Source organism: Bradyrhizobium sp. sBnM-33, from assembly GCF_032917945.1.
In the GTDB taxonomy this organism is placed as follows: Bacteria; Pseudomonadota; Alphaproteobacteria; order Rhizobiales; family Xanthobacteraceae; genus Bradyrhizobium.
This window is the reverse complement of sequence record NZ_CP136624.1, coordinates 3,698,897-3,712,307: the sequence shown is the minus strand read 5'-3', so window position 1 is coordinate 3,712,307 and position 13,411 is coordinate 3,698,897. Positions and strand designations below refer to the sequence as shown.

Annotated in this window: 3 protein-coding genes; all 3 read right to left on the bottom strand. The window is 62.3% G+C overall.

Annotated features, from left to right (window positions below; all coding sequences use genetic code 11):
- Positions 1–148: 148 nt before the first annotated feature.
- The 3 genes from RX328_RS16990 to RX328_RS16980 all read right to left on the bottom strand — a co-directional run bounded on the left by RX328_RS16990 (position 149) and on the right by RX328_RS16980 (position 13,297).
- Complete coding sequence (locus RX328_RS16990; RefSeq protein ID WP_213253494.1) at positions 149–1,462, bottom strand: HlyD family type I secretion periplasmic adaptor subunit; 1,314 nt, start codon at positions 1,460–1,462, stop codon at positions 149–151.
- On the bottom strand, positions 1,459–3,213 hold the full coding sequence (locus tag RX328_RS16985; protein WP_312018064.1) for a type I secretion system permease/ATPase: 1,755 nt from the start codon (positions 3,211–3,213) through the stop codon (positions 1,459–1,461). The genes RX328_RS16990 and RX328_RS16985 overlap by 4 nt, the downstream gene beginning before the upstream one ends.
- 112 nt (positions 3,214–3,325) lie before the next feature.
- On the bottom strand, positions 3,326–13,297 hold the full coding sequence (locus tag RX328_RS16980; RefSeq protein ID WP_213253493.1) for a choice-of-anchor I family protein: 9,972 nt from the start codon (positions 13,295–13,297) through the stop codon (positions 3,326–3,328).
- Positions 13,298–13,411 lie beyond the last annotated feature (114 nt).

The following is a 13,411-nucleotide window of genomic DNA, read 5'->3' as shown; positions in this document are numbered from 1 at the left end:
AAAGGTTCTGACGGGTCGAAGGCCAGCTAGCCAGTTCATACTGATGGCGAGCGATAAAAAGGCAGAGGGCGCTACATTACAAGGCTAGCTGCTCTTGGAATCATCCAAAGCTTGCATTCGCCTACCCGATCTCTGAACAAATTTGCTATCAGCGTTCGCGAAATGCCCGCGCCACATGGTCAAATAGCGGCTTGGTCAGATAGGAACCCACTGTACGATCGCCGGTCTTGATGAAGACCTCGACCGGCATTCCCGGCACCAGCTTGACGTCACCGAGACGCGCGATTTCATGCGGCTCTATCGCAATCCGCGCCGTGTAATACGTCATGCCGGTTCTTTGCTCAGTAGTCACATCTGCCGAGACGCGGCTGACGGTACCGCTGATCTCCGGTGTCGTGCGCTGGTTGAAGGCAGAAAAGCGCAAGCCTGCGGCCTGTCCGATCTTGACCTGATCGATATCCTGCGGCGCGACCCTCGCTTCCACCGTCAGGCGATCCGAGGCGGGCACGATCAGCATGAGCTGCTCGCCGGCGCTGATTACGCCGCCTACGGTGTGAACGTTCATCTCGTGCACCGTCCCGGAAATCGGCGCGCGGATGTCCGTCCGGCGCAACTGGTCTTCGGCCGCGACCTTGCGTTCCGCATACTCGTTCGCCTTGCCGTCGATCTCACGCAATTCGCGGCCGACCTCGCTCGCCAGTTCGCGATCGATCTGGGTTATCTGCAGCTCGATCTCCGCGATCTTGCCGCGGCCTTGGGCTTCCGCCGCCACCAGTTGCGCGCGGTCGCCATCGAGCCGCGCCGCCTCCCGTTCAAGGGTAGTGAGCCTGTTGATCTGGATCAGATTTTTTTCCCACAGCTCCCGAACGCCCTTCAGCTCGCGCTCAACCAGCAAAATTTCCTGAGATTTAGCCGCCTGCTGCGCGGCGATGCCGGCCGCTTCCTGGGTCAGCTGCGAGATACGCTCGCCCAATTGCCGCTTCTGGCCAAGGCGCGTGGTATTACGGAGCTGAAACAGATTCCGCTCGTCAGCCATCAGCTCGACAATGCCCGGCTCGTCTTGCCTGCCCCGGAATTCGGAGGGCCAGGCGACCTCGCGGGCGCCGTCGCGCTCGGCGCGCAGCCGCGCCCGCCTCGCGGTCATCTCGTCCAGCGATTTTGAGACGATCTGCAGGTTCGCCCGCGTCATCGTCTCGTCCAACCGCAACAGCAGGTCACCTACGCTAACCGTCTTGCCATTGGTCACGGCGATCTCGCCGACCACGCCGCCGGTCGGGTGCTGCACTTTCTTCGCGCTCGACTCGACGACGATACTTCCGGCCGCGATCAGCGCTCCCGAAATGTCCGTGGTCGCAGCCCAGCCGCCGATGCCTCCGGTAACGAGCATGACCGCAGCTAGTCCGAAAACGATGTGGCGCCGGATTGACGGGCGTGCGTCGATTTCGCTGGTATCGGTCGTCATGGCCGCCCCTGCGCTGTTGCGTGAACGATTTTTGGCGCGGCAGGCGCAGCATCGCGCCGCAACACCTTTGCCAGCACCTCGTCCTTGGGACCGAATGCCTGCTGCCGTCCGCCGTTGAGCGCCAGAACATGATCCACGCCCGCGAGCGCACTCGGGCGATGTGCCACCACAATCACGATTGCGCCGCGGGCCCGGATATTGAGAATGGCCTGCGTCAATGCCTCATCGCCCTCGACATCGAGATTTGAATTCGGCTCATCGAGCACGACGAGAAACGGATCGCCATACAAGGCCCGCGCCAGCGCAACGCGCTGCTGCTGGCCGGCCGACAGCGCCGATCCTTGCTCGCCGATCGGAGTGTCGTAACCCTGCGGCAGACCCAAAACCAGTTCGTGTACGCCCGCGGCCCTGGCAGCCGCGATGATGCCGTCTGGCACCGCGTCAGGATCGAACCGCGAGATGTTTTCGGCGATCGTCCCTTCCACCAGTTCGACATCCTGCGGGAGGTAGCCGATGTTCCGGCCGAGATCGTCGGGCATCCATTGATCCAGGGTCGCGCCATCGAGCCGGACAGTTCCGCGCGCCGGCGTCCACAGCCCAACCAGCACCCGCGCCAACGATGATTTCCCGGACGCACTCGGACCGATGACACCAAGACCACTGCCGGACTTCAGCGCAAACGTCAGGTCCTGCACAACCGCGCGCTGCACGTCCGGCGGGGCGGCACTGACGTTATCAACGTTGAGACTTCGCTGCGGCTTGGGCAGCGCCGTCGGCGCCCTTTGAATCGGCAGCAAGGCGAGAAGTTTATTGAGGCGTTGGCGCGCCTGCCGTGCTCCGACAAAATTCCGCCAGTGCGAAATCGCGAGATCGACCGGGCCGATCGCACGGGCCGACAGGATCGACGACGCAATGATGACGCCGGCAGTTGCCTGCTGGTTGATGACGAGATAGGCGCCGACAGCCAGTACGCCCGATTGCAGCATCATGCGGAACGAGCGGCCGACCGCGCTGAGCCCGGCGGCAAGGTCGCTCGACTTGTTAAGGCCCGACAGGAACTGGCGATTTAGGATCTGCCAACGTCGCAATATCCAACCCGTCATGCCGAGCGCCGTCAGAGCTTCCGCATTGCGCCGGCTGGTCTCTGAGAGTTGCGCTCGCTCATTGCCGACGCGATTCGAATCGAGTGACGATTTCCTCGCCAGCAACTCCGACAGCAGCGTCAGCGATATCAGAACGAGCGCACCCGCAAGCACGGTGACGCCGATCCAGACATGAAAGGCAAAGCAGATCACTAGATAGAATGGTACCCATGGCAAATCGAAGAATGCAGTCGGCCCCGGCCCCGACAGGTAGGTCCGAAGGGTATCGAGATCACGCAGCGGCTGGATCGACGCCCCGCGCTTCGGCGCCTGGATGGGAATACGCATTACGGTCGCATAAACACGATCCGACATGATCTGGTCGAGGCGCATGCCGATACGGACCAGCAGTCGGCCGCGAAGCGCATCCATCAGGCCCTGAAAAACATAGAGCGTCATCGCCAGGATCAGGAGGCCGATCAGCGTCGGAACGCTCCGGCTCGGCAATACCCGGTCGTAGACTTCCATCATGAATATGGAGCCGGTAAGCGCCAGAATATTGAGGATAGCGCTGAACCCAGCGATGGCGATGAACGCGGATCGGCATTGCGATAGCGCGCCGTCAAGCTCCGAGCCGGCATGACCGGGTTGATTTGCGCTGATGCCCACGATTGACGCCCACTCTTCAGAAGCGCCTTAGCCGCTGATTGTTACAGTTATCTGACACGACGAATGGGGGCGCTGGCGCCCCCATTCGATTCACAGGTCAAATTGCGGTCTGTCAGGCGAACTTGAAATCGTCCACCGTCAGGCTTGCCTTGTTGACGCCGAGCAGCGTGATGCTCGACCCGTCGTTGTAGCTGATCTGGACGCCAATCTGCGTGTCGTGCAGTGCACTGGAAGCCATTAGCGCGTTGAAGTCGGCAAACTTCGACTGATCGAGCTGAACGACGTCGTGGTCCGGACCAGAGCCCGCATGGAAGTCGAACACAATGTCGCGCCCGGCTCCGTCGTTGCTGAACTGGAACACGAAAGTGTCGCGACCCGAGCCTCCATTGAGCAGATCGTTGCCTCCTCCGCCGTTCAGAATGTCATCGCCGTCTTCGCCGAACAAGTTATCGCGGCCGCCATTGCCGTTAAGGGTGTCGTTACCGGCACCGCCGAACACGTAGTCGTTGCCCTCGCCCGCGTGCACCGTATCATTGCCGCCCTGGGCAAGAACAAAGTCGACGCCGCCGCGTGCATTGATCAGATCGATGCCATCGGTTCCGAGCAGAAGGTTCGTGCCGTTGGTTCCGTTGATCACGTTGGCATCGGTCTCGCCGGTGACATTCAGCGTGAACGTACCAGTCGACTGGGCGTTCAGATTGTCGGCAGCGGTATAGCGGATCGAGACGGTGGCGTTCTGTCCGTCGTTCAGGCCATCGAACAGATTGCCCGGGGTGAACTGCAGTCGGCCGTTCGGAGCAATCGAAAACGCCGACTGCGCCTGTGCGTTGGTCAGGTTGATGCCGTTGACACCGGTGACCTCGAAAGCCGCCAGGCTGAGCGGCAGGTTGCCCTCGACGTCGGTGTCGTTGGCCAGGAGATCGAACGATTTGGCTGCGTTCTCACCCGCAGTGCCGACGTCCGCCACCGTGATCGGCGCATCATTGACCGCTGCGACCGCTACATTGACGACCGCGTCGACCGCCGGAGCGATGCCGTCGCTGACCTTGATAACGAAGCTGTCGGTGCCGTTGTAGTTCAGGTCAGGGGTGTAGGTGTACTGACCCTGGGCATCGACGCTCACCGTGCCGTGCTGGGCGGTGGTACCGACCGTGTAGGTCAGCACATCGCCATCCACATCGGTCGCCACGACCTGGCCGGTGAGTTGCGTATCTTCGTTGGTGCCGGCCGCCGCCGGCGTGACAACCGTCGGCGCATCGTTGACCGGATTAATGGTGACGTTGATCACCGCGTCCACCGGCGGTGCGATGCCGTCGCTTACCTTGATGACGAAGCTGTCGCTGCCGCTGAAGTTCAGAGCCGGCGTGTAGGTGTACTGTCCCTGGGCATTGACGCTGACTGTGCCGTGCTGGGCGGCAGTACCGACCGTGTAGCTCAGCGTGTCGCCTTCGGCATCGGTCACTGCGGTCTGGCCAACGAGCTGAGTATCCTCGTTGGTCTGAACCGCAACCGGCGTGGTTGGGACCGGCGCATCGTTCACGGCTGTCACCGTGAAACTGACTTTGCCGATATCCGAACCGCCGTTGCCGTCGCTGAGGGTGTACTCGAACGAGGCGGCTCCGTTGAAGTTGGCGGCCGGCGTGAACCGGATACCACCAGCGACGATCTCAGCCGTGCCGCCTACGATGTTGGCGAGCGCCGTGATCGAGAGCGCGTCCAGGTCAGCATCGGTATCGTTGCCGAGAATGTCAGCGAACGGGATGACGAACGCCGCCGCGTCTTCCGCTACCGCAGCTGCCGTGTCGTCGATAGCCACCGGCCCACGATTGACGATCGCGCCGTTGATGCCGTTGCGATCGAGCTCCTGACCGTTGGCGAAGGTCACCTTCTCGACGCCTCCGCCAACGCGCTGATCCTTCAACGTGATCACGCTGCCATTGGACAGCTCAATCAGGGTGTCGTTGCCAAACCGGCGGAACGTGACATCAGCAGCATTGAGATCAACCAGCGCCAGCGTGTCGGTATCGGCCGGGGTATTCGCCGCTTCGGTAATGATGTCGGAGCCGTCGCCCAGCTTGTAGGCATAAGCATCCGAACCCGCACCACCGTTGACATTGTCATTGCCAATGCCGCCGGCCAGCATGTCATTGCCGTCGTTGCCACGAAGACGATCATCGCCGGCACCGCCCAGCACGGTATCATTACCCGCATCGCCGAAGACAAAGTCGTTGCCCTCGCCGCCCTCGACACGGTCGTTGCCATCGCCACCTTCGATGACGTCGTCACCGCCGCCGCCGAGCACGAGATCGTCGCCGCCGAGGCTGCGAACGCGATCGTCGCCATTCTTGGCAAAGATCGAGTCTTTTGCGGCGGTGCCGGAGAGGTCATCCTCACCGTCGGTTCCCATGATCGGCAGAACGGTGTCATTGCCGCCATTTGCAACCAGATTCTGGATGCGCTGATCCTGGGCCGGAGTCGTGTCCGCCTGCGCGAACGGGGTATCGGAGAACTTTGCCGCGAGATATTCGGCCAGTGCATCCTGCTCGAAGCCGTCGTCGGTGAACCTGCCAGCGCCGGTGCGGGCCGCCACGTCGTCTGCCGGCAAATTGTCCGGAGACAGGTCGACGCGATTGGCAAACGCCGGGTTGGCCGCGATGTACTCGGCAAACCGGAAGCCGTCGGGCCGGTTGAACCCGCCCGGAGCGTTGGGGTTTGCCCCACCGATCAGGAAGCTCAACGTCACCATGCGGATCGCCGCGGGCGCATCCGCAACCACCTCACCGTCGGCGACAATAACCGCGATCACATGCTCATTTTCATCGACTAGCGAGACCGAGCGAACCCGATCTCCCGCAGGGCGGGTCAGATCATAGCTGAACCGGAGGCCACCGACCTGGGCGAAGATGCCGCCTGGATTGGAAACACCGTTTTCAAGAGCCTCAAGCAGTTGCTGCGGCGTCAATGTGACAAGGCTGAGCGCGTTGTTGAAGCGCAGCGAGTTCTCGATGTCGAGCTGGCTGACTTCGCCCGCTTCCTTGCCAACTTCCGGATTCGCAGCCGGCGGCAGTTCCGCACCGTCGCCTTCGGAGCTGATCGAGCCGATCGAGTCGCGGATGCCACCGCCGTTCTTGATCGAGATCTGAACAGTGTCGTCGTAGCCGGACTTGGCGTACCACAGGTTGGCATCGGCGGAGAGGTTACCGAGATTGGTTTCCTGCGAGCGCACCTCGCCACGTCGACCCTCAAGGTAAACGTCGGTGCGGCCGAAGGTGACGGCATCCTTCTGGGTGATGATGCCGTCGATCACGGTGGTGATATCGCGCACGGCGTCACCGCGCGAGCCCTCGGCGAATGGATCGATGCCGGAGCCTTCATAGACGCGGGCCAGACCCGCATCGTCAGTGGCATAGGCGCCATTAATGCTCGGATCGAGGCTGGCCGGAATGATGTCGCCGTTGGCGTCAAACTCGAGCACCAGCCGGCCGACATACTTGTAGTTGCCGTCAGTGTTGACGAGAACCGTGTTCTTGCCTTCGGCGTTGGTGATGATCTGCGCGTACTCGCCTTCGCTGACATCGCCCGGGCGAAGAACGTCGTTGCTGTCGGAGAGTAGCGTGTTCGAGCCGCCGCCGATCACGACGTCGACGCCCTTTAGGAAGCTGATGAGCTTCTGCTCGTTCTCCAGCTCCTGCAATTGCGAAACGATGATGACCTTGTTCACACCCTGTGCGATGACGGCATCGATCGCCGGCTGGATAACCGCTGCAAGCGCGATGAAGTCGGCATCGGTTTCCAGCGTACGCGGGCCGACAATCCGGACCCCGCCCGGCGTCGTGATATCTTCGAACACCGGCGTGGTGACGCCGACAACGCCGATCTTCTCGCCATTTTCCTCGAGAATGGTCGACGGAGCGATGCGGCGGCCTCCGCTGGCACCGACACCGAACGTAGCTTCAGTCAGCGGCGTTGTCTGCGCATTAGGCGCCAGGTCCGGCTCGCCGGCAAAATTCAGGTTGGCGGCGAGATAGGCAAACTGGGTTCCTTCGTAACCGCTCAGCGGGCCGGCCCCGTCGGGATCGGCAACAGGGCGGATAAGGTTCTGCACATCGCGCGGGCCCGGATCGAACTCGTGGTTGCCGATCACGGACGCCTCGATCCCGATCGAGTTCAGGATACGGATATCGGCGCGGCCGATGCTCGGCGGGAAGAACGACGCCAGGGCCGGGTCGCTGGCGGCATTGAAGAACGGGCTCGGAATGTAGTTGTCGCCCGACGCCAGCGTGATCGAGTTGGCGAACGTGTCCTCGAGCCGATCCACGATGGCCGCGAAGCGTGGCGCGTCGTCGATCGCCTTCAGACCTGCCTCGAAATCGGACGCATGCAGAATCTGAAGCTTGTAAGTCTGCGGCGCTGCGACGGTGAAGTCGAGAGCATTCTGTGCGATGCCGCCAAACGCGTTGCCGGCAGCGTCGGTGATCACCCCCGACGCCAGTGTGACATCGTAAGTGGCTCCGGCCGCCAGATCAGCCGTCGGGTTGATGGTGACGGTGTTGCCGGAGATCGTGACCTGCGAGGCGTCGCTGATCGCGATCGTGCGTGTATCTCCCGCACCGTTGCTGATGACGATGTTTCCGGTGCCTGCCGCGACGGCTTCGTCGAAGGTCAGAACGATGTTGTTTCCAGCCGCGACCGCGGTCGTATTGTCCGCCGGCGTCGCAGCGGTGAGCGTGGGGCCGGTCGCATCGGTCAACTCAGCGGCCGTGAGCGTCCGGTCCGCGAATTCGAACCTCTCGACGTTCGTGATGGTGTCGATGCCGTCCGAGGAGCCAGTGCGGGTATCGGTGATGACGAACGAACCGCCCTGCAGGGTAACCGTATAGTTGCTCCGTGCGCCCGTGAACACCGCAACGTCGCCCGCTGCGCCGTTGCTGCCACCGTTAATGGCATCATTGCCGCTACCACCGGCAATGCGATCATCGCCGCCAAGGCCGTCGATCGTGTCATTGTCGGCGAGGCTCCCGCGCACGCCAAACTTCGCAGTATACGCAGCCTGGTCGAAGACATCGTTGCCTGAGGTGGCGATCGCAGCCGAACGGGACATCACCAGCGACGACACCGACGGATCGTGATCGGAGAGCTGGTCGATGAACTCCGAATTGATGTGGACGATATCGAACTGAGCGCTGTCAAACAGGTTGTTCGAAACCAGGATATGGTCCAGCGCCTGCGCGTTGCCGTCGAAATTGTAGGAATAGCGCTCGTTTACAGGGAGCTTGCTGATCAATTCCGAAAGCACAGCGGTGCCGGGCGTGAAGATGCTGGGGGTGCCGTCCGGGTTGGCGGTGGTGCGGGTCAACTGGCCCGTGATGAGGTCAACGACCGGGAAGAACTGGAAGTCGTTCAGATCGCCCAACACCACGATACGGTCGTCGGTCGCGGACCCATTGGTCAGCAGGCCATCGACAAACGCGTTGATCGTTTCGGCCTGTCCCTCACGCTCGTTCGATGTTCCGGTTTGTTGCGCAGACCCGTTGACCGGGTCGGCATAGGGCGGCAGATCCAGCAACGTCGTATAGAGCGGAGCTGAACCGCCCTTCGAGGAGAGATGATTGTTGACAGTCCAGAATGTACCGCCCTGGTCGTCGGTGTAACCAACAGGCGACCATTCCATCGGCAGCGACTTGCGAGTGGCCGTGAAATCGGTATTGCCTTGACCGATCTGGTTGGCGCTCGCGAACTGCTGCACCTTCACGCCATCCGCGTCGGTGACAATATCAGTCAGGCCATTACGCTCGGTCGGCGAAACTGCCTCCGGATTGTACAGATAGGCGACACGCTGGTTGCCGTTCGGAATGCCGCCAATGTTGTCGATCGGCGGCGAGTCGATAGCCACGTAACGCGGCCCGCCGGCAGCGACAATAGCGTCGATCAGTTGCGACAGGGTCAGGGAAGCGCTTGTTGTGCTCGAGCTGGTGGCACCGTCATTGTCCAGCACCTCCTGGAGCGCGACGATCTCGGGCGCCTTGAGGTTGCTGACGATAGCGGCGGCAAGGCCGGCGAACTTGCTTGCCGGCGTCGGCACACCGTCCACCGGTTGGCCAACCGGCGCCAGGTTCTCGACGTTGAAGGTCGCAACGCGAATCCGGTCCAGGTTCTCCACGATGGTGGTGGTTTCCTTTTGCAGGTTCGCGGCCGTCACCGGGCCATAGGCCTCGGTTGTGTTAACCTCGTACTGGCCATTCGCGTAGTTGACGACGCCCGTTACATCGCCCAGGCGGTCGCCGGTCTGAAGGTTGGTGGGCAGCGCTACCCCCGCCTCATCGTCCAGCTGAATGCGCTCCGGATTGAAGTCGAACACCTTGTTGGCCGGCTGCGTCGTTCCGGGTGTCGTGTCGCTGATGGTCAGCCCGCCACGCGAATTGCTGGAGGGGTTATCGCCGACGTTCGGCGTGACGAACTGCTCGTCAAAGTTCGAGTGGAACGGTGTGGTGACGCGCACATCTTCAAGCGTGACGCGCATGCCTTCCAGGGATTCCCAGAAATCGGATCCCTGATTCACTGGATCGTAGGTACCAGCCGGGGGAGCGGTATCGACATCGTCGTCACCGAGCGACACCAGAGCCGGTTTGCGCTCAAGGCCGGTTGTGAGGTTATCGACATCGCCGACGCGGACAGCCGTGGGCAGCGCATTGCCCGTAGACAGTACATTCGTTGTGCCTGCCACTGGGTTGAGCTGCGTCGTCGACAGTTGGTTCGTGCCGGCGAACTCGCTGACGTTTGCGGTCAATTGCACTTCCGCACCAACGACGATGCCGCTCGGAATCGTGACGCTGGCACCAGTACCCAGGAAAACAAAGACGCCATCCGAGGTGCGGTAGTCGCCATCGCCGACCGCGTCCTGAATGTAATAGCCGACCGGGTTGTTGCCGCCGTTCTCCGTGCCGGACGCGTCAATAGCGGTGACGATGCCGCGCACAGTCACCTGCTGGCCAACGTACTCCGAGCGATGCCCCGCGCCCTGAACGTCGTAGATATGCATCACATCGTCGTTCTGGATCGTGCCGGTCGCGACGACCTGGGTGGAGCTTATCGCGGCGGTGACGCCTTCCTGCGTCGTCGACGCGCCGGTCACCGTCAACGTGAAGCTTTCGTTGGCTTCGAACACGTCGTCGCTCGCAACATTTACGATAACCGTAACGGACGACTGACCCGCAGGAATCGTCGCGTTAATGATGTGCGGCAAGGCGGCGACGCCGGCAAAATCAGTTGCATTCGCCGCACTCGAGGCGAGCTGGAGCGATACATCAACCGAACCGATGGTGCCGTTGGTGCGCTCGATGACGAACGAATAGGCGGTCGCGCCGCTATTGCCCTCATTATGCGAGACGCTGAGCGACGACGAGGCGACGCGCACCTCCTGGACGTAACCCTCCGGCAGCGCTGCGTAGACGGTGAGGCCGGAGCCGGCAAAGCCGGCGGACGAATTGCCCTCATTCGCCGTCAGCACGAGCGCCGTGCCGGTCGGCGAGTCTTCGGCGCTGATGAACTTTGTCATTTCGGGCGCGTTGCCCTCGCCCGTCAGCGGCGGACGGTAGCCGACATAGCTGGCATTTGCCGGATCGGTGATGTCATAGATCATGACGCCACCGACGCGCTCCAGGCCGACGAAGGCGTAAGTGCGTCCATCGATGACGCCGATGTCGACGCCTTCCGGCTCCGGACCCTTGTTGTCCGAACGGTTGTCGGTGGCGCCGCCTCCGCCGCCCTCGGCGGTGTCGATGTTGAAACGGGCTGCAAAGTCCCGGGCAATGATGGCTTCGAACTCGCCGCCGGTCTCGCGCACCTTGGTGATGGTGCCGTCGGCATTCTGCTTGAAGATCGAGATACCACGGCCGCCATAGGCGTAGATCTGATCGATATCGCCGTCACCATCGGTATCGCCGAGATCCTGGCGGACGCGAAGCCGGCCGAGACCGGTGGTGTTGTTCTGGAGGGCCGCCGCATTTGCATAGGCTGTCGGGTCGAGCGTCAGATCGGCAAGGTTGGCCTCATCGTCGAGATTGACGCGCGCATCGCCTTCGTTCGCGGTAATGAAATAGGTAGAGCCGCCGACCGAATAGCTTGCGATCGCATCCGGCTGCAGCAGGCCGATCACATCGGCCGTACGGAGATTCGCCGTACCATCGCGGTCGCTGCCGTCGAACGCGTTGCCGGCGAGGTTACGATCGACGCCGCCGAGCGGCAGAATGGCGATCGGTTTGGTCGCAGCCGGGTCGGTGAGATCGATCACTGCAACGGCGTTGACTTCCTGAAGCGTGACGTAGGCGCGCGCCCCATCCGGAGAGACGGTGATGTACTCCGGCTCGATGTCTGCGGCGGCTGCCTGACCGGTGAGCACACTCACGCCGGCCTGCTTGAGAACGTTCTCGAACCCATTGAGTGCGTCGAATTCGATCGTGGTTGCAACGGCTGCATTGGCCGCCCCGCCGGCGAGACTGATGATCGATACGCTGCCTTCCGGATTGACCACGTTCGGTCCGACCGTGAACGGCTCGGCCTCGTTCGCGACCAGAAGTTTCGATCCATCCGCAGTAAACACGATCTGGTCCGGGCCGGCGCCGACTTCGATCGTCTTGATCAGAACACCGTTGGCATCAAACAGCGCGACGAAGCCGTTGGCGCCGGGCTGATCGCTGGCGAAGGCGACCGCGAGCACGCCGTTCTTGACGGCGACCGAGTTGGCGCCGCCGAAATGGTCAAGCGTGGTGAGATCGATCGACCCGGCGGCACTGGTTGCACCGCTGGCGCTGATGCCGACGATGTCGATCTTGTTGCCGATGGTGTTGAGCACGAATGCGCGATCGGTGGTGGCATCGAAGGTCACGACTTCGGCGTTGGTGCCGGCCGCCGGGGCGAAATTGTCGAGGCGGATGAGCTGAACAGCATTGGTTGCGGCCGGCGCCGGCGTGGCACCGGCGAGCGACGGCGCTTCATCGAGGATGGTGATGCCGTTGATGACGTTGCCCGGAGTGACCGCATCGTCGTTCTGGATTGTGCCGGTCGCGGTGGCCTGCGCACCGAGCGCAGCAGTCACGGCGGCATTGTTGTTGGAGACCGCCTGCAGCGTCAGGGTGAACGCCTCGCTAGTTTCGACGGCGTTATCGCCGGCGACCTGGACGGTCACGACGGCCGAAGTCTGGCCCGCCGGAATCGTGCCGTTGAAGGCGAAGGGCACCGACGCCGGGCCACTGAAATCGGCAGCGTCCGCCGCGGCCGAGGAAACCTGGCCGCTGAAGCTGATGTCGCCGACGGTCCCGCCCGTCCTCTCGACCGTGAAGGTGAAAGCCGTCATGCCGGAGTCGCCCTCGGCCTGTGAGACCGACACCGAGCCGGCCGCGAACGCGACCGCCTGGGATTGCTGCGGCGCGCCGATGGTGAACGTCACACCGGCGATCGGCGATTGTGGATCGGTCCGGAACGGCGCGTCCGGCGTCACATTGTCTGCGTCCTGGTCGCCGCTGGCGTCCTGTGTCACGTAATTGGAGCCGGTATTAAACGCAGTCAGAGCGTCTGTGCGCGAGGCAAACGTGGTTCCTGCAGTGGCCGGATTGTAGACGGCAACGTCGGCCCCGGTGGTGCCGGGCAGCACCAAGGCCGTGGAGCCCGCGGTCAGGCCGGTGTTGGTCAGCAGCCCGCTGCTGGTCGCACCACTGAAGCCGCCGTTGTTGTTGGTAACGGCGGCGAGGAACGTGGTCGGCGCGGTCAGCGAGGAGCCGGTGAAGGCATAGATTGACTCGCCCGAGTTACCGAGCGCAATCGAGCCTGTGGAAAGCGTGCCAATATTGGCGGATTTTGTCGCCGACGTGTTCATGAACTCGACGATCGTTCCGGCGGCGAGCGCGGAGGAGCCATTGGTCCAGGAGAAGCCACCCTCGCCTGTATTGAAGGCGCTGCCGTCCCACTCGTTATCGCTGAAGTGAATGACCTGACCCGGATCGATCGTGTCGAGCACGATGAAAGCGAAACCGTCGTTGCCATCAGCGTTGTAACCGATGAAGGCGATCGAACCGGGAACCAGAGCCATTGATATTCTCCATTCGGAAAAAAGACAAAAGCACGCCGCAGCGGCGCAAGGGGACTGCGCGCGCAGCGTTGAAGAATGTTTTTTGTGACGACAGTGAGCGTCAGCGCGGGGAAT

What these genes read in the sequence shown, in the direction of transcription:
- RX328_RS16990 (WP_213253494.1), bottom strand. Translation starts at nt 1,462, where the DNA reads ATGACGACCGATACCAGCGAAATCGACGCACGCCCGTCAATCCGGCGC.
- RX328_RS16980 (WP_213253493.1), bottom strand. Translation starts at nt 13,297, where the DNA reads ATGGCTCTGGTTCCCGGTTCGATCGCCTTCATCGGTTACAACGCTGAT.